The sequence below is a fragment of the Ruegeria sp. CG11 genome, from assembly GCF_056537245.1.
The window spans coordinates 212,430-228,582 of sequence record NZ_JBQFRE010000005.1; the positions used below are offsets into that span (position 1 = coordinate 212,430).

The 16,153-nt window shown below is 60.9% G+C and carries 16 protein-coding genes and 1 pseudogene; 5 read left to right on the forward strand and 12 right to left on the reverse strand.

The features are described from left to right. Window positions 1-20: 20 nt before the first annotated feature. The 5 genes from pheS to ACR0KW_RS14160 form a co-directional block, all read right to left on the reverse strand. On the reverse strand, window positions 21-1,094 hold the full coding sequence (gene pheS / locus ACR0KW_RS14140) for a phenylalanine--tRNA ligase subunit alpha (protein WP_170327268.1): 1,074 nt from the start codon (window positions 1,092-1,094) through the stop codon (window positions 21-23). Between the two features lie 70 nt (window positions 1,095-1,164). After that, complete coding sequence (locus tag ACR0KW_RS14145) at window positions 1,165-2,535, reverse strand: glutamate--cysteine ligase (protein WP_480805549.1); 1,371 nt, start codon at window positions 2,533-2,535, stop codon at window positions 1,165-1,167. A 65-nt stretch (window positions 2,536-2,600) separates the two neighbouring features. Continuing rightward, entirely contained in the window at window positions 2,601-3,128 is a 528-nt protein-coding gene (locus tag ACR0KW_RS14150; RefSeq protein ID WP_480805550.1) for a hypothetical protein, read from the reverse strand. Beyond that, window positions 3,125-3,973, reverse strand: coding sequence for a GNAT family N-acetyltransferase (locus ACR0KW_RS14155; protein ID WP_480805551.1), 849 nt, complete (start codon window positions 3,971-3,973; stop codon window positions 3,125-3,127). The genes ACR0KW_RS14150 and ACR0KW_RS14155 overlap by 4 nt, the downstream gene beginning before the upstream one ends. Beyond that, window positions 3,970-4,695: a 16S rRNA (uracil(1498)-N(3))-methyltransferase gene (locus ACR0KW_RS14160; RefSeq protein WP_480805552.1), complete on the reverse strand. Its 726-nt coding sequence runs from the start codon at window positions 4,693-4,695 to the stop codon at window positions 3,970-3,972. Before ACR0KW_RS14160 ends, ACR0KW_RS14155 begins: the two co-directional genes overlap by 4 nt. Window positions 4,696-4,707: 12 nt before the next feature. On the opposite strand from ACR0KW_RS14160, the gene ubiA reads away from it, so the two are divergent. The 4 genes from ubiA (at window position 4,708) to ACR0KW_RS14180 (ending at window position 8,668) form a co-directional block, all read left to right on the forward strand. Continuing rightward, on the forward strand, window positions 4,708-5,670 hold the full coding sequence (gene ubiA / locus ACR0KW_RS14165) for a 4-hydroxybenzoate octaprenyltransferase (protein ID WP_480805553.1): 963 nt from the start codon (window positions 4,708-4,710) through the stop codon (window positions 5,668-5,670). A gap of 64 nt (window positions 5,671-5,734) precedes the next feature. Next, window positions 5,735-7,651: an OmpA family protein gene (locus ACR0KW_RS14170; RefSeq protein WP_480805554.1), complete on the forward strand. Its 1,917-nt coding sequence runs from the start codon at window positions 5,735-5,737 to the stop codon at window positions 7,649-7,651. Window position 7,652: 1 nt separating this feature from the next. Continuing rightward, window positions 7,653-7,973, forward strand: coding sequence for a hypothetical protein (locus tag ACR0KW_RS14175; RefSeq protein WP_170327275.1), 321 nt, complete (start codon window positions 7,653-7,655; stop codon window positions 7,971-7,973). Window positions 7,974-8,137: 164 nt separating this feature from the next. Further along, window positions 8,138-8,668 (forward strand): hypothetical protein, encoded by a 531-nt coding sequence (locus ACR0KW_RS14180; RefSeq protein WP_480805555.1) that lies wholly within the window; start codon window positions 8,138-8,140, stop codon window positions 8,666-8,668. A gap of 50 nt (window positions 8,669-8,718) precedes the next feature. Here ACR0KW_RS14180 and ACR0KW_RS14185 read toward each other — a convergent pair whose 3' ends face one another. The 3 genes from ACR0KW_RS14185 to pgsA are packed head-to-tail and all read right to left on the reverse strand — an operon-like array spanning window position 8,719 to window position 10,081. Continuing rightward, window positions 8,719-9,162 carry a molybdenum cofactor biosynthesis protein MoaE gene (locus ACR0KW_RS14185; protein WP_480805556.1) on the reverse strand — a complete coding sequence of 148 codons (444 nt, stop codon included), beginning with the start codon at window positions 9,160-9,162 and terminating at the stop codon, window positions 8,719-8,721. A gap of 1 nt (window position 9,163) precedes the next feature. After that, window positions 9,164-9,409, reverse strand: coding sequence for a molybdopterin converting factor subunit 1 (gene moaD, locus ACR0KW_RS14190; RefSeq protein WP_480805557.1), 246 nt, complete (start codon window positions 9,407-9,409; stop codon window positions 9,164-9,166). A 3-nt stretch (window positions 9,410-9,412) separates the two neighbouring features. Beyond that, window positions 9,413-10,081, reverse strand: a complete 669-nt coding sequence (gene pgsA / locus ACR0KW_RS14195) for a CDP-diacylglycerol--glycerol-3-phosphate 3-phosphatidyltransferase (protein ID WP_170327279.1) — start codon at window positions 10,079-10,081, stop codon at window positions 9,413-9,415. Window positions 10,082-10,264: 183 nt separating this feature from the next. Here pgsA and ACR0KW_RS14200 point away from each other — a divergent pair, with 183 nt between their 5' ends. Next, window positions 10,265-11,149 (forward strand): DMT family transporter, encoded by an 885-nt coding sequence (locus ACR0KW_RS14200; protein ID WP_480805558.1) that lies wholly within the window; start codon window positions 10,265-10,267, stop codon window positions 11,147-11,149. Here the strand turns inward: ACR0KW_RS14200 and uvrC are convergent. From uvrC to ACR0KW_RS14220, 4 genes and pseudogenes are all read right to left on the reverse strand, one after another. Further along, the gene (gene uvrC / locus ACR0KW_RS14205; RefSeq protein WP_480805559.1) at window positions 11,146-13,020 is read right to left on the reverse strand and encodes an excinuclease ABC subunit UvrC; all 1,875 of its coding nucleotides are present in this window, start codon (window positions 13,018-13,020) and stop codon (window positions 11,146-11,148) included. The genes ACR0KW_RS14200 and uvrC overlap by 4 nt on opposite strands. A 290-nt stretch (window positions 13,021-13,310) precedes the next feature. Next, a pseudogene (locus ACR0KW_RS14210) lies at window positions 13,311-14,093 on the reverse strand (SDR family oxidoreductase); the annotation flags it as partial. Window positions 14,094-14,111: 18 nt separating this feature from the next. Further along, entirely contained in the window at window positions 14,112-15,074 is a 963-nt protein-coding gene (locus tag ACR0KW_RS14215; RefSeq protein ID WP_480805560.1) for a calcium/sodium antiporter, read from the reverse strand. Between the two features lie 168 nt (window positions 15,075-15,242). Then, the gene (locus ACR0KW_RS14220; protein WP_480805561.1) at window positions 15,243-16,040 is read right to left on the reverse strand and encodes a S49 family peptidase; all 798 of its coding nucleotides are present in this window, start codon (window positions 16,038-16,040) and stop codon (window positions 15,243-15,245) included. Between the last annotated feature and the right edge of the window lie 113 nt (window positions 16,041-16,153).

The following is a 16,153-nucleotide window of genomic DNA, read 5'->3' on the forward strand; positions in this document are numbered from 1 at the left end:
GACGCTCAGAAAGTGGAATTTCAACGCGACAAACCACCATGCAGATTCGGCATATCCAGCGCCGCGAAGCCGTAGTGCCGCAACCAGCGCAGATCGGAATCAAAGAACGCACGCAAATCAGGAATACCGTATTTCAGCATCGCCAGACGGTCGATGCCGATGCCAAAGGCAAAGCCCTGATAGACCTCGGGGTCGATGCCACCGGCGGCGATCACCTTGGGGTGGACCATGCCCGAGCCCAGAATCTCCATCCAGTCGTCGCCCTCGCCGATCTTCAGCTGACCGTTGTCCCAGGAACAACGGATATCGACCTCGGCCGACGGCTCGGTGAAGGGGAAGTGCGAGGCGCGGAAGCGCAGCTCGACATCGTCGACCTCAAAGAACGCTTTCACGAACTCTTCCAGAACCCATTTCAGGTTCGCCATCGAGATATCCTTGTCGATGGCCAGACCTTCGACCTGATGGAACATCGGCGTGTGGGTCTGGTCATAGTCGGCGCGGTACACGCCGCCCGGACAGATCACGCGGATCGGCGCACCCTGTTTCTCCATCGAGCGGATCTGCACCGGAGACGTATGCGTCCGCAGCACGTGCGGCGGGCGGTTATCGCCCTCGGCGCGGTGCATGTAGAACGTGTCCATCTCGGCCCGCGCGGGGTGGTGGCCGGGGATGTTCAGGGCGTCAAAGTTGTACCAGTCGTCTTCAATCCGCGGCCCTTCGGCCACCGAGAAGCCCAGTTCGGCAAAAATCGCGGTCAGTTCCTCGGTCGCCTGGCTGATCGGATGGATCGAGCCCTGACGGCGCGCGCGGGTCGGCAGCGTGACGTCCAGCCATTCGGTGCGCAGACGCTCATCCAGCGCGGCATCGGCCAGCGCGGATTTCTTGGCGGACAGGGCCGAGTTGATCTCATCCTTCAGGGCGTTCAGCGCGGGGCCTGCGACCTGGCGTTCCTCGGGCGTCATTTTGCCCAGCTCGCGCATCTTCAGCGCGACCTCGCCTTTTTTGCCCACGGCGGCGACGCGGATCGCCTCAAGCGCGTTTTCGTCGCCAGCCTCGGCGATTTGGCCCAGATATTTTGCCTTAAGATCGTCCATGACGCCCTCTGAATTTGGTCGGGAACCTGCTAGCGGGCCAGCCCCGCGAATGCAACCCGGACTGAGCGGATCAGTAGCTGTATTCCGGGAACACCCGCGTCAGGTCGCCAGTCCAGTCGCCATTGTAGTGTTCCAGCAACTCATCAGCCGGAACCTTGCCAGACTCGAGGCTATCTTTCAGCGCGTTCAGGAAATGCGTTTCATCGGGCACAAGGCCACCCGCACCGGGGAAGGCGCGAGATTTAAGACCAGCCTCAGAGATCGCAACGACTTCGCGCGCCAGGTCATGCATATTGATGTTGCCAACCTGCGCCTGCAGCCCGTCCTTGGCGGCTTCAACCCGCAGGGCTTCGCGCGTTTCCGCGTCCCAGCCTTTAACCAAATCCCAGGCCGCATCCAGCGCGCCTTGATCGTAGGTCAGACCAACCCAGAAGGCGGGCAAGGCGCACAGGCGCCGCCACGGACCGCCATCGGCGCCGCGCATCTCCATGAATTTCTTGATACGCGCTTCGGGGAAGGCGGTGGTCAGGTGGTCGGCCCAATCAGACAGGGTCGGTGTCTCACCCGGAAGCGCGGGCAGTTTGCCTTGCAGGAAGTCGCGGAAGGACATGCCCAGCGCGTTGATGTACTCGCCATTGCGGTAGACGAAGTACATCGGCACATCGAGCGCGTATTGCACGTAGCGTTCGAACCCAAAGCCTTCTTCGAACACGAACGGCAGCATGCCCGTACGTGCATCGTCGAGATGCCGCCAGATATAGCTGCGCCAGCTTTTCTGGCCGTTCACTTTACCTTCGAAGAACGGAGAATTGGCGAACAGCGCCGTCGCGACCGGCTGCAGGGCCAGTGCCACGCGCAGTTTCTGCACCATGTCGGCCTCGGACCCGAAGTCGATATTGACCTGAACCGTGCAGGTGCGTCGCATCATGGCGCGGCCCATGGTGCCGACCTTCTCCATATAGTCGTTCATCAGCCGATAGCGGCCCTTGGGCATCAGCGGCATCTCGTCATGGGTCCAGATCGGAGCCGCGCCCAGACCGATGAAGCCCACGCCAATCTCATCGGCGATGTCCTTCACCTCGCGCAGGTGGGTGTTCACCTCATCGCAGGTCTCGTGGATGGTCTCCAGCGGAGCACCCGACAGCTCCAGAGCGCCACCGGGTTCGAGGCTGACATTGGCGCCGTCCTTTTCCAGACCGATCAACTTGTCGCCTTCGCGCACTTCGGCCCAGCAATGGCGGTCGCGCAGGCCCTCAAGCACCGCAACAATCGAGCGGGTGCCTTCAAAGGGCAGCGGTTTCAGGGTGTCTTTGCAATAGCCGAACTTCTCATGCTCGGTTCCGATGCGCCAATCCTGCTTGGGCTTACAGCCCGATTCCAGATATTCGGCCAGTTGCTCATGGCGTTCGATCGGCCCGCCGCCGGATTGGGGGATGGACATGAATCGCGCTCCGATCCTGATGTGTCTGTTTAGTTGGTCAGTCGTGGGGGCAAACCGCGCCAGTGTCAATGCAGCCTGAGGTGCGCAGGACGAGACGGCGTGCGTTCCCAGATCACCACCGGATGGGCCGCGCCGCCGTTCAATTCCGCCAGCATCTGTTCGGTTTTCAGCCCCGGCAAGGCCGAGAAGACATCGAACAAAGCCTCGGCCCCTTCGGCATTCACAGGAATGTGAAGCAAAGGTTGGCCCGGTTGCTCCAACACCCAATGCGCAGGCGACGCGGTCGGGTCCAGCGCCAGACGTTCGATCTCCCGCGTGGCGACCATGCCGCCGTCTAACGGACCGAGATAGGTGATCTGGCCTTCGTCGATGGTCACCACTCCGGGGCCGCCGACCCCGGTGCGGAACCTAGCGCGCTGAATGCCGATTACAGCGAGCGCCACGGAAACAGCCACAAGCACCCAGCCCAACCATCCCAACAACCCGCCGGGGCCGCTGATCCAGCTGAGGCCGACCAGCAGCACAAGCCCGGCCACCAGCACCTCGCGCCAGCGCCACAGAGTCAGTTTGGCTTCGGGTCGGATGAAACTCATGCCGGGTCCTCGGGGTTGGTGAACAGGATCAGCGAGAAATGTCCTGCGGGTTTGAATCCAATACCCATATAGGCACGCGCCGCGGAATCGGAAGCCGCGAACAGAACTGCGCGGGACGCCCCGCCGTTGCGGGCCTCGATCAGATGCAAAGCGACCGCCAGCCGGGCATAGCTGCGACCGCGCAGGTTGGGCGGGGTATAGACCCCTCCGATCTGCACGACCTCGGGCAAGCGGGCGTTGAACCCGGTCATGGCAACTGGCTGATCATCGACCAGCAGAACCCGGTGCGAGTCGCGCTGGATATAGGCCGCGATGTCCTTTTTTGCCTGCACCTGCGCGCGTTCGGGGGCGAAATCCATTGCCTCGACCAGATAGCTTTCGCGCCAGGCTTCGGAAACAGAACAATCAACATCGCCCAACGGCACCAAGGTCACGCCAGTAGTGTCCGGCAGGACAAGGTCGTCCAATTGCAGGGTAAAGCCAGGCTCATCGCTGTTCAGGGTGGCGGGCCGATCTTCCCAGCCAGCCAGCTGCATGATCCGGCGCGCCTGTGTCGCCTCGGACGCCACTCCGAACAGCTTGCGCCCGCGGATCAGGGCAATTGCCGCGGCAAGCTCAGCATCCGAGCAATCGGGGCATTGCGCCAGCACCATGCCTTCGTTGGTGATGGCGAAAACAGCGCGCGGACCATCGCCCATCACCCAGATGTTCAGGGATCGCGGATCATCGCCACGCAGGCCAAAATCCCGCAAATTGGCCAAAGGAAACATCGAGGTCTGGATATGCTGCGACAGCAACGCGTCGATCTTCGGCACGTCCGCATCCGCCGCGAGTCTCCAATTCAAGACCAATCCCCCAGCGCCTGCTGCCACATGGTCAGCGATGCCACCGCAGCCGTATCTGCCCGCAGGATGCGCGGGCCAAGGCTGACAACATGCGCATAGGGCAGCGCCGTCAGTCGCGTACGCTCACGGTCCGAGAAACCGCCCTCGGGGCCGATCAGAATCGCCCAGGGCAGACCCTTTTCATTCGCAGCCAGCCGCAGGGCCGAGCCGACCTCGGCCTCGTTGCAGAACATCAGCTGGCGGTCTTCGGGCCACGCGTCCAACACGCGGTCCAGCCGTTGCAGATCGGCGACCTCGGGCACGAAAGTGCCACCGCATTGCTCGGCGGCCTCAACAGCGTGGGCCTGCAGGCGGTCCTGGCGAATGCGTTCGGAGTTGGTGAATTCGGTCTGCACCGGCATGATCCGCGCCGCGCCCATTTCCGCCGCTTTTTCAACGATGAAATCGGTGCGTGCCTTTTTGATCGGGGCAAACAGAAACCACAGATCGGGCGGCAGCTGCAGCGGTTTGGTCTGTTCCACACAGCCCAGAACCCCACCGCGCTTGCCGGCCTCGGCCACTTCGGCCAGCCATTCTCCGTCCTTGCCGTTGAACAGGGCCACTTGCCCGCCCACGGCCAGACGCATGACACCAAACAGGTAGTGTGCCTGCTCGCGCGTCAAATCTACCGATTGCCCCTGACCCAGAGGGTGCTCTACATACAGTCTGATCTTTGCACTCATGAGACGTTACATATGCAAGGCAACGCCCCAACACCAGACGGTCAGGTCGCAGATGCGGTCCGCGGCAACTGGGTCGACACACACGCGCCCGCTTTTGCCCGTCCATACCTGCGGCTTTCCCGCGCGGACCGGCCCATCGGCACGTGGCTGCTGCTGATTCCCTGCTGGTGGGGGCTGGCGCTTGCGATCCTCAGCGATGGCAACCCAAGGTGGGAGGATCTGTGGATCGCCGTCGGCTGCGCCATCGGTGCCTTCCTGATGCGCGGTGCGGGCTGCACGTGGAATGACATTACCGACCGCAAGTACGACGGACAGGTGGAACGCACACGGTCGCGCCCGATCCCGTCCGGTCAGGTCAGCGTGCGTCAGGCGGTGATCTGGATGGGCCTGCAATGCCTGCTGGCGCTGGGGATTCTGCTGAGCTTCAATCAGGCCGCCATCGCCATGGGTGTGCTGTCGCTGTTGCCGGTGACGATCTACCCCTTTGCCAAGCGTTTCACATGGTGGCCGCAGGTGTTTTTGGGGCTGGCCTTCAACTGGGGCATCCTGCTTGCCTGGGCGGCGCATACGGGCACGGTCGGCGTTCCCGCGATCACGCTGTATCTAGCCGGGATCGCCTGGACGCTGTTCTATGACACGATCTATGCCCATCAGGACGCCGAAGATGATGAACTGATCGGCATCAAATCCACCGCCCGACTGTTTGGCACAGATACTGCACGCTGGCTGAAATACTTCCTTGTAGCCACGGTTTTTCTGATGGGGCTGGCCATCATCGACGGGGCGCTGGCGCAGACTTCGATGCTGGCTTTGGCCGTTGCCCTGGGCGGGCCGTGGGCGATGGGCTGGCATATGGCGTGGCAATTGCGCGGGCTGGATATCGAGGACAACGCGAAACTGCTGCAACTGTTTCGCGCCAACCGGGACACTGGCCTTATTCCGCTGATCTTCTTCTGCATTGCGCTGCTGCTCTGATTGCACCTGACCGCGCGGCTCTGTAAGAGTTCGCACAATCGCTTGAGGAGTCGATAACCCGCACATGCGTTTGCCCTATTTCTTAGCCGTTGCCCTTATCTTCCTCGTATCGGCGGGTCTGTGCCTGTTGGCCGCCAGCTTTGCAGTGACCAAGGTCGAAGAAACGTCCGAGTTTGCCGTACGCCGGGCGCTGGACCTGAAAGGGCATGACTGGGCCGAGGTGCATTCCGACGGTTTGCGCGTCGTGCTGACGGGCACGGCAACGGATGAGGCCACGCGGTTTAATGCGCTGACCGCGGCGGGCACCGAGGTCGACACCTCGCGCGTGATCGACGAAATGGAGGTCGCCCCCACAACCGAACTGGCCGCACCCCGGTTTTCTGCCGAGATCCTGCGCAACGACAGCGGCATCTCGGTGATCGGCCTGATCCCGGCCAGCGAAGATCGCGAGGCGCTGATGAAGCGGCTCAGCGATCTGGACGGTGGTGCTCCGGTTTCGGATCTGATGGAAACCGCGGATTATCCCAAGCCCAAGGGGTGGGATGCCGCGATCGCCTATGCCGTTGACGCATTGAAGCGTTTGCCGCGTGCCAAAATCTCGGCCAGCCCCGGGCTGGTCAAGATCACTGCGATTGCCGACAGCCAGCAAGAAAAGGAAAATCTGGAACAGGACCTGACCCGCGCCGCGCCGCCAAGCCTGCGGATCGGCCTGTCGATTTCGGCCCCGCGCCCGGTGATTACGCCCTTTACCCTGCGCTTCCTGATTGACGAGAATGGCGGCCAGTTCGATGCCTGCTCGGCGCAGGATGAAAAGGCGCGCGACGCGATCATCGCCGCCACGCAAGAGGCAGGCCTAGCAGGAACCTATAGCTGCACCATCGGTCTGGGCGTACCCTCGCCCCGCTGGTCCGAGGCTGCCGTGCTGAGCATCAACGCGCTGGCCGAATTGGGTGGCGGATCAGTGACAATGTCAGATGCGGATATCACGCTGGCCGCGGCGCAAGGCACAGATGCCGGGGTGTTTGACCGCGTGGTGGGCGAGCTTGAGAACGCCCTGCCCCCGGTCTTTGCCCTGCACGCCGTCCTGCCACCCCCCGAAACCGAGGGCTCAGAAGGCCCCCCCGAATTCTCCGCCACGCGCAGCCCCGAGGGTTTGGTGCAGATACGCGGGCGTCTGGGCGACGATACCCAACGCGACATGGTCGACAGCTACGCCCGTGCCGCCTTTGGTTCCGAGCAGGTCCACACCGCAACCCGCATCGCGCCCGAGGGCCTGCCGATGGGGTGGCCAGTACGCGTTCTGACCGGGCTTGAGGCGCTGGCCCAACTGCATAACGGTGCGCTGACCGTCACACCGGACGATCTGGTCCTGAACGGCATCAGCCACGACCCCGAGACGAAAGCGAAAATCGCCGGTCTGCTGTCCGAGAAACTGGGCGACGCACAGGAATTCACCCTGTCCATCACCTATCAGGAACCGCCTGAACCCGCCGACATACTGCCTGACCCCGAGGTGTGCGAGGAGCGCATCGCCGAGGTTCAGGCCGGCACCAAGATCGCGTTCGAGCCCGGTTCGGCCACCGTCGCCACCGACTCGCGCGATACGGTGAACCAGATTGCCGACATCCTGCGCGAATGCGGCCCGATCCGGCTGGAGATTCAGGGCCATACCGACAGTCAGGGCCGCGAAGAAATGAACCAACAGCTTAGCCAGGCGCGGGCACAGTCGATCCTGAACGAGCTGCGCGGGCGCCGCGTGCCCACCGCCAGCTTTACTGCCGTGGGTTATGGGGAATCGCAACCGATCGCCGACAATGACACCGAAGAAGGCCGCGAAGAAAACCGCCGGATCGAGTTCCGCCTGATCCGACCCGAGCCGGTGGCAAACACCGAAACCGGGCTGGACGCGATCGAGGCGGAAACCATCGAGGCCGAACAGACGGACACACCCGCCTCAGATGCGGATGCAGGGGACCAGTAAGTTGAACAGAATCGAATTCATTATCGCCACCGCCATCATCCTGTTCGCGGCCTTCTGCATGGGCTGGTTCGCCAACTGGCTGGCGCACCGCCTGTCCCGCGTCCGCCAAAGCGACGTCGCAGATCTGGACCGCATGAGCCAAGAGTTGCACGAGGCCGAGGAAACCCGCGATCAGGCGATCACCTACTTGCAACAGCGCGAGGCCGAGCTGACCAATCAGCTGACCCAGGCCGAGGCCGAACTGGCCGCCGCCATGGACGGGTTGCGCGCCGCGCGGCAAGAGGCCGAAGAACTGCGCGGTCGCATCAACAACGCGGACTGATACAACCAATTCGGCTTGCCTTTGTTACAAAGGATGGATCGATCGGCAGTTTTTAGCCGGTCAGATTCTGCCTTCTTCATTTTGACAATAAATTCAATAATATGAATTGGTGTGTTTTTGCCTGCACATTGAATAGTTCACGATCCAAGCAACTGGAGTGTAATATGCTTTTCAATACGACACCGAAGACCGCTGCAATCCTTGGGATATTTTTCACAACCGCCGCATTCGCCTCAAGCGATGTGATCCCATCAGAGAATGACACCTTTACAAAGTGGGGTGAAGAGTCCGGCTGGACGATCTATGTCGACGAAACCCGCGGTTCCTGCCTGATCGAACGCGTCGACGAAAATAGCAACGTCGTTCAAATGGGCTTAACCAAAGATCAGGAAATGGGATATCTTGGAGTTTTCACCCAAAACGACATCGGCTTAAAAGGCAAAAAGGAAGAGATCATATTGTCACTGGATGGCAATGTGTACTCGGCCGAAGCCCGCAAGAAGACAAAGCACCTCGCTGAGGGATACACGGGGGGCTACATTCTGGCGAACAATCCACAATTCGTCGAAGACGTCATGAAGAAATACGAGATGACCGTCTTTCCAGAAAAAGAAACCGGCTTCACCGTAAGCCTCGATGGTACTCTTAAAGCCATTGAAGCGGCGCGCACCTGCAACTCGGAACAGAGCAGCTAAGCCGAAATGCCCTCCTCCGGCATCCAACAAATGGGTGCCGGAACTTGTCTCTACCAACGGCTCAGCGCATCCTCGTCTTCATCTTTGGCCGCAACCCATTCCTCACCGGATTTGGTGATTTCTTTTTTCCAAAACGGCGCACGGGATTTCAGGTAATCCATCAGGTATTCCGCCGCCTCAAATGCGTCCTTGCGATGCGGCGCGGCCGTGGCCACCATCATGATCCGGTCCCCCGGAGCCAAACGCCCGTGGCGGTGGATCACCAGCACATCCCCCAGAGACCAACGTGATTGCGCCTCTTCGGCGATCTTGGTCAGGGCGCGTTCGGTCATGCCGGGGTAATGCTCAATCTCCATCACATCCAGATCGCCGGATGCCAGATCGCGCACGACACCGGTAAAGGTCACGATCGCGCCGTTGGCCGCATTGCCCGCCGCGAATGCGTTGGCCTCGCCCCCCAGATCAAACGCTTGTTCCTGAACTGCAATGCGCATCTTAGCCACCGGTCATCGGCGGGAAGAACGCGACCTCGCGCACACCGGACAACGAGGCGTCAAAGTCCGACAGTTCCTGATCCAGCGCGACCCGCAGCGCGGAAAGATCGGCAAAGGCTGCCGCATACCGTTCCTCACGCGCGCTGAGTTCGGCCACCAGATCGGATACCGTCGCGGCCTGTGTTTCGACCTTCTCTTTTGGCAGGCCGATACGTTCGCGCACCCAGGCGAAATACAGCACGTCCATCGGTTAGCTCTCCTTCAGATGGGGCATGGCTTTACGTAGGTAGTCATAGCCTGTGATCAATGTCAGCGTGGCGGCAATCCACAGCAGCCACAAGCCGATGCGGCCCGACCAGAACATCCCTTCCAGATGCCAGCGGATGTGGTTCAGGTCCTCGACCTGCCCAGTTAGAACCTGATCAATGACCGTAGGGTCCATGCCGAAAGTGGCCATGACAAAATTATGCTCGAAGATCCCCTGCGAGAACAGAACCGCGATGGCAACCATCTGCGCAGTCGTCTTCCATTTGGCCAGTTTGGTCACCTTCAGCGTTCCCGCCGTATCGCCCAGATATTCACGCAGCCCCGAGACGAAAACCTCGCGGAACAGGATCACAGTGGCGGGCAGCACCAGCCACGGCGTCCAGTGCTCGGTCGAATAGCCCACAAGGATCATCAGCGCGATCACCACCATCGCCTTGTCGGCAATCGGGTCCATCATCGCACCGATCTTGGTTTCCTGCTTCCACGCACGGGCCAGATAGCCGTCAAACCAGTCGGTGATCGCTGCTGTCAGGAACAGGATCAGCGCGAACCAGTCGGCATAGGGGCGGGTGAAATACAGAAACATTACGGCCAGACCGGGGGCGGCCAACAGGCGCAGCACGGTCAGGATATTGGGCAGGTTCCACTTCATGGACCGACCCTACATCGCCGGTCCGGGACAGAAAAGACGGGGCAGTAAAAAACTGGCCCGATCACAGGCAGTTGCAGGGCCAAAAGGCAAAGGGTCGCAACCGGGAACTCTCAGTCAGATACAGCTTGGCGCGCGGCGTCTTTGCGGTCAGATTGACGGACGGCTCAGGAGCGACTGCACAGTATGACCGCACATATTCAAACCGACCCCCGATCCAACCTGATCGGCAGCGCGTGGATGATCGCCGCAATGGCGCTGTTCGCGCTCGAGGATGCGCTGTTGAAGGGCGCGTCCGCGGCATTGCCGATCTGGCAGATTCTGGTCCTGTTCGGCGCCGGTGGCTCGGTGATCTTTGCGGTGGTGGCCCTGTTGCGGGGTAGGAATCTGTTTCACAGGGACGTGCTGTCGCGCCCGATGAAGGTGCGGGTGCTGTTCGAGATTTTGGGGCGGCTGTTCTATGTGCTGGCGATCACGCTGACGCCCCTGTCAGCAGCGACCGTGATCCTGCAGGCCACGCCCTTGGTGGTGGTGGCGGGCGCGGCGCTGTTCTTTGGCGAGGCGGTCGGCTGGCGGCGCTGGAGCGCCATTCTAATCGGACTGATCGGCGTGGTGATCATCATCCAACCGACCGGAGACAGTTTCTCAGCCCTGTCCATCCTTGCCGTGTTGGGGATGTTGGGTTTTGCCGGGCGCGACCTGGCCAGCCGCGCCGCGCCCGCGACGCTTGGGACCGAGGTGCTGGGATTCTACGGCTTTCTCTGCATCGTGGTCGCGGGTCTGACCTATCGGTTCTGGGAAGGCGCGCCAATGGCGCCGCTGGACCTGCACACAAGCTGGCATGTCGGCGGTGCGATCCTGATGGGCACGGCGGCTTACGCGGCGCTGATGAAAGCCATGCGGACCGGAGAAGTCTCGGCCGTCACCCCCTTCCGCTATTCGCGGCTGTTGTTTGGTGTCGGCTTGGGCGTAATCATGTTTGGTGAGCAACTGGATCAGACCATGTGGATCGGCAGCGCGCTGATCGTGGCCTCGGGGCTCTATATCCTGTGGCGCGGGCGAAAGGCCTAGCCCTTGTCGTGGAAGAAGTCATAGACCTTTTGCGCCAGCCCGGCTGAAATCCCATCCACCGCTTTGAGGTCGGCCAGATTGGCGCGACTGACCGCCTTGGCACTGCCGAAATGCGTCAGCAAGGCCCGTTTGCGCGCGGCCCCGACGCCGGGGATTTCGTCCAGCGGGGTTGCCCCCACGGCCTTGGCCCGTTTCGCACGATGGGTACCGATGGCGAACCGGTGCGCCTCGTCCCGCAGACGCTGGATGAAATACAGCACGGGATCGTTGCGTTTCAGCGCAAAGGCGTGCTGACCGATACGGTGGAATTCCTCCTTGCCGTGGTCACGATCGACGCCTTTGGCAACGCCGACCATCGGGATGTCTTCGACGCCGTGCTCGACCATGATTTCGTGCACCGCGCTCACCTGCCCGGCGCCGCCGTCGATCAGCAGAAGGTCTGGCCACATGCCCTTTTCGCGATCCGGGTCTTCTTTCTGCAAGCGCGTGAAGCGGCGTGTCAGAACCTCTTTCATCATCCCGAAGTCATCGCCCGGGGTCAGATCATCGCCACGGATGTTGAACTTGCGATAGGCGTTTTTCATGAACCCCTCGGGGCCCGCGACGATCATGCCGCCCACCGCATTTGTGCCCTGAATGTGAGAGTTGTCGTAGACCTCGATCCGGCCCGGCGGGTTATCCAAATCAAACGCCTCGGCCACACCGCGCAGCAGCTTGGCCTGCGTCGCGCTTTCCGACATGCGGCGGGCCAGTGACTCGCGCGCATTGCGCAGGGCGCCGGCGACCAGTTCCTGTTTCTCACCTCGCTGCGGCACAAGGATTTCCACCTTACGTCCGGCTTTTTCGGTGAGCGCTTCTTCCATCAGATCGGCGTTCTCGATCCCGTCGGACAGTATCAACTGCCGCGGCGGCTCCTTGTTGTCGTAAAACTGGCCTAGGAACGCCTCCATCGCCTCAGCTGGTGACACATCAGCCCCGACCCGCGGATAGAAATCCTTGTTCCCCCAGTTCTGGTTCGCGCGGATGAAAAACACCTGCACACAGGCCTGCCCGCTGTCCATATAAAGACCGATCACATCCGCCTCTGTCACACCGCGCGGGTTGATACCCTGGCTGGTCTGCACTTGCGTCAGCGCCCGAATACGATCGCGCAGCCCGGCGGCACGTTCGAACTCCATCGCCTCGGAGGCGGCCATCATCTGCTCGGCCAATTCCTCTTGCACTTTGGTGGATCGGCCCGACAGGAACCGTTCCGCATCCTTGACGCTTTCGCGGTAATCGTCCTCGGAGATCAACCCAACGCATGGCCCCGAACACCGCTTAATCTGATAGAGAAGACAAGGCCGCGTGCGGCTGTCGAACATCGAGTCCGAACAGTTGCGCAGCAGGAATGCCTTTTGCAGCTGGTTCAGTGTTCGGTTCACCGCGCCCGCGCTGGCGAAGGGGCCGAAATAAGCCCCCTTCTCTTTCTTTGCCCCGCGATGTTTCTTTATCTGAGGAAAGGCGTGGTCCTTGGCGACCAGAATATTCGGGAAACTCTTATCGTCCCGCAGCAGCACGTTGTACTTGGGCTTGAGCTGCTTGATCAGGTTCTGCTCCAGAAGCAGCGCCTCGGTCTCAGTCCGCGTGGTCAGGAACATCATCGAGGCGGTCGAGGCGATCATCTTCTCGATCCGCCCGGAATGGCCCGGGCGCGTGTAGTTCGACACCCGCGCCTTCAGGTTCCGCGCCTTGCCCACATACAAAACCCGGCTGTCCGCATCCAGCATCCGATACACCCCGGGCGAGTTGTCCAGCGTTTTCACATAACGCTGGATACAAGCATAGCCGGTGGGCTGTGTCTCGGGATTCGATTCGTTCTGGGTCGTCATGGGCCTGAGATATGATTCCCTGACCATGGCTGCAATCTTGAGGGCCTCAGATCAAGAGAAAACAAATCCACGGTTTCTGTGGATAACTATGCAGATAAGTTTCCGGGAAGGGCGAAATCCCCTTGTATACTTGGGGATTCATTAAGTTGCTTAAAAATTAAGCACCCTATTAAGTCGTTGCTTTTAAACACTTCTATTTTGTGCACAAGACAAGTATATGAAAAAAAAGACATTTTTGTAACGGGCAGGTAACAGGACTGCGAGCAGTGCAAAACTTGCAGCGAATATGTCTATTCTACGCCCAAAACATCTGGAGTTTGCCAGCCCAGATGCTGCCCGCCATCCACGCATAAAAGCTGTCCGGTGACGGCATGTGCGTCCAGAAAATACCCCAAGGCAGCGGTGATATCCGAGGCGTTCGCTCCGCGCTCCAATACCGTGTTGGCGCGCTGTGCCTTGAAGTGTTCTTCGGATTGCCGGTGCCCCTGTATCGTCGGGCCAGGGCCGATGGCGTTGACGCGGATCGCGGGCGTCAGCGCCTGCGCGGCAGTCCGGGTCAGCGCCCATAGGCCCATCTTGGCAATGGTGTAGGACATGAATTCGGGCGTCAGTTTGCGCACCCGCATGTCGACCATATTGACGATCAAACCGGTGGCGACCGGTTCGCCCGCCTCATCCGTGTCGGGCGTCAGGCCCTGCCCCGCCATCGCCTGCGTCAGCACGAAGGGCGCGCGCAGGTTGCTGTCCATATGCCGGTCCCAGCTTTGCCGGGTGGCCGTGCGGATGTTGTCGTATTCAAAGATCGAGGCGTTGTTGACCAGACAGGTAATCGGCCCACCCAGCAATTCTGCCGCACGGGGCAGCAGCGCGCTGACCTGCGCCTCGTCCAGCAAATCGGCCTGCAAAGCGACAGCCTTGCGGCCCAGGGCCTGAACTTCGGCCACGGTCTCCTGCGCGGGTTGCTCCGAGGTGGCGTAATGCACGGCGACATCATAGCCACGGCGCGCCAGATACAGCGCCATGGCCCGTCCAAGGCGAATTCCGGCACCGGTCACTAACGCTCGGGTCATGGACGCTTCCTCTTGATCAAATCACGCCAGCAACACGACGACGTAGACTGCATATAGCAGGGTCAACACGAAACCCCAGGTGCGTGTGATGTCCTGTTTGAAAAACACGAACGGGGCCAGCAGCAGCGAGGCACCCAGCATGACCCACAGGTCGAACCGCAGGAATTCCGGATCAACGGGAATCGGTCCGACCAGCGTGGCAATCCCGACAATGGCCAGCAGGTTAAACATGTTCGACCCGATCACATTGCCCAGCGCCACATCCGCCTGCCGCCGCAGCGCCGCCATCACTGTCGTCGCCAGTTCCGGCAGAGAGGTCCCGACTGCAACCAGCGTCAAACCGATAACTGTTTCGCTGACGCCGTAGGTGAGGGCGATGACCGTGGCATATTCGACCAGCAGATGCGCGCCCATCGGCAGGCCGATCAGGCCCAGCACCAGATAGACCGAGATCTTCCAGTAGGCCATGTTGGGGTCGGCCTCTTCCAGACCGTCCAGTTCTTCATCCTCGGCACACGCTTGACCGCAAGCTTTGCGATGGGCGTGCGCCTCGCGGAAGGCATTCCACAGGACCAGACCCAATGCCGCCAGCAGGATGGCGCCGCTGACCAAGGTGAACACGCCGCAGAAGGCCAGACCGATGAACAGCACCGATGCCAGCAGCATGAAAACATAGTTCCTGCGGCTGTTGCATTCGCTGGTGTGCAACGTCGACAGCAAGGCTGGTATGCCCAGAACCAACAGGATGTTCGCCGTATTGGACCCGACCACGTTACCCAGCGCAATGCCCGGCGCGTTTTCCTTGATCGCGCTGATGGCGATCAATAGCTCGGGTGCCGAGGTGCCAAAGGCCACGATCGTCAAGCTGACGATCAGCGCGGGTACACCCATGCGCAGGCTCAGGTTCACCGCACCGCGCACCAGCGCATCGCCTGCCAGCAGCAGGATCAGCAGACCAAGGCCGGATAACAGCCATGCCGTCATGTACGGCCTCCTTTTTCGCAGGCACACGGGCCTTTGCCGATCCTGAACCGTCCACAGCGCGGACATCTTGAGGATTGCAACCGCTTCTGCCCCGGAAAGCGCAGCTTGCCGAACATCGCCAGGACTCCCATGGCGATCAGGAAAAGGGTGACAATCTTGATAATCACGTCACAAACCGAAACGCGCGTAGGCGGCACGCTCCTCAAGCCCGGCGATAGCGTCCTGCGCCAGCGATGCGCCAAGCCGCGACCAGATCGGTTTGCGCAGCCCATAGCGGCGGAACTTGACCTTGTCGCCAAAGCGTTCCTGCATCTTCGGTTTCAAATGTGCGATACCGTCGATCAGGCCCAGCTCCTGCGCGCGCCGCGCCAGCCAGATTTCCCCGGTGAACAAGTCCTGGCTTTCGTCCAGTTTGCCACCGCGCCGGGTTTTGACATGGGTGATGAAGTTCTCATGGATATCAGCCAGCAGGGTTTCCAGCCGCGCGACATCCTCTTTCTTTTCGGGCGAGAACGGGTCGAGCATGGATTTCGACTCCCCAGCGGTATGTACACGCCGTTCGATTCCCTGCCGTTTCAGCAGGACATGCGCACCAAAGCTGGATGAAATCACCCCAATTGATCCCAACACCGAGCTGTCATCGGCATAAATCTCATCCGCAGCCGCTGCCAACCAGTACCCGCCCGAGGCGGCTACATCCTCGACAAAAGCAATAACCGGAACCTCAAGTTCTTCGGACAGCCGCCGGATGCGCGCCCCGATCAAAGAGCTTTGCACCGGCGATCCACCGGGCGAGTTGATCTCAAGCGCGACGGCAGCGGGCTTACCTTTGCGAAAGGCTTTCTCCAAAACCGGGGCCAGCGCGGTATCAGACATCGATCCACGCCCGGCCATCCCGATGGCACCGGACAGGCGCACAACGGCCACGCTGGGTTGCTTTTTGAGAAACGGCAGGCTGAGTTTCATGGATGCCGATGTAGAGTGCACCCAACCGGTAAACAAGGGACCGCTTAACCGATAGACGTGACGTGAACACATTTCCCAAAGTCAGTGGGCAAAAATGCAACGCCCGATACAAC

What these genes read in the sequence shown, in the direction of transcription:
- pheS (WP_170327268.1), bottom strand. Translation starts at nt 1,094, where the DNA reads ATGGACGATCTTAAGGCAAAATATCTGGGCCAAATCGCCGAGGCTGGC.
- ACR0KW_RS14145 (WP_480805549.1), bottom strand. Translation starts at nt 2,535, where the DNA reads ATGTCCATCCCCCAATCCGGCGGCGGGCCGATCGAACGCCATGAGCAA.
- ACR0KW_RS14150 (WP_480805550.1), bottom strand. Translation starts at nt 3,128, where the DNA reads ATGAGTTTCATCCGACCCGAAGCCAAACTGACTCTGTGGCGCTGGCGC.
- ACR0KW_RS14160 (WP_480805552.1), bottom strand. Translation starts at nt 4,695, where the DNA reads ATGAGTGCAAAGATCAGACTGTATGTAGAGCACCCTCTGGGTCAGGGG.
- ubiA (WP_480805553.1), top strand. Translation starts at nt 4,708, where the DNA reads ATGCAAGGCAACGCCCCAACACCAGACGGTCAGGTCGCAGATGCGGTC.
- ACR0KW_RS14170 (WP_480805554.1), top strand. Translation starts at nt 5,735, where the DNA reads ATGCGTTTGCCCTATTTCTTAGCCGTTGCCCTTATCTTCCTCGTATCG.
- ACR0KW_RS14180 (WP_480805555.1), top strand. Translation starts at nt 8,138, where the DNA reads ATGCTTTTCAATACGACACCGAAGACCGCTGCAATCCTTGGGATATTT.
- ACR0KW_RS14185 (WP_480805556.1), bottom strand. Translation starts at nt 9,162, where the DNA reads ATGCGCATTGCAGTTCAGGAACAAGCGTTTGATCTGGGGGGCGAGGCC.
- moaD (WP_480805557.1), bottom strand. Translation starts at nt 9,409, where the DNA reads ATGGACGTGCTGTATTTCGCCTGGGTGCGCGAACGTATCGGCCTGCCA.
- pgsA (WP_170327279.1), bottom strand. Translation starts at nt 10,081, where the DNA reads ATGAAGTGGAACCTGCCCAATATCCTGACCGTGCTGCGCCTGTTGGCC.
- ACR0KW_RS14200 (WP_480805558.1), top strand. Translation starts at nt 10,265, where the DNA reads ATGACCGCACATATTCAAACCGACCCCCGATCCAACCTGATCGGCAGC.
- uvrC (WP_480805559.1), bottom strand. Translation starts at nt 13,020, where the DNA reads ATGACGACCCAGAACGAATCGAATCCCGAGACACAGCCCACCGGCTAT.
- ACR0KW_RS14215 (WP_480805560.1), bottom strand. Translation starts at nt 15,074, where the DNA reads ATGACGGCATGGCTGTTATCCGGCCTTGGTCTGCTGATCCTGCTGCTG.
- ACR0KW_RS14220 (WP_480805561.1), bottom strand. Translation starts at nt 16,040, where the DNA reads ATGAAACTCAGCCTGCCGTTTCTCAAAAAGCAACCCAGCGTGGCCGTT.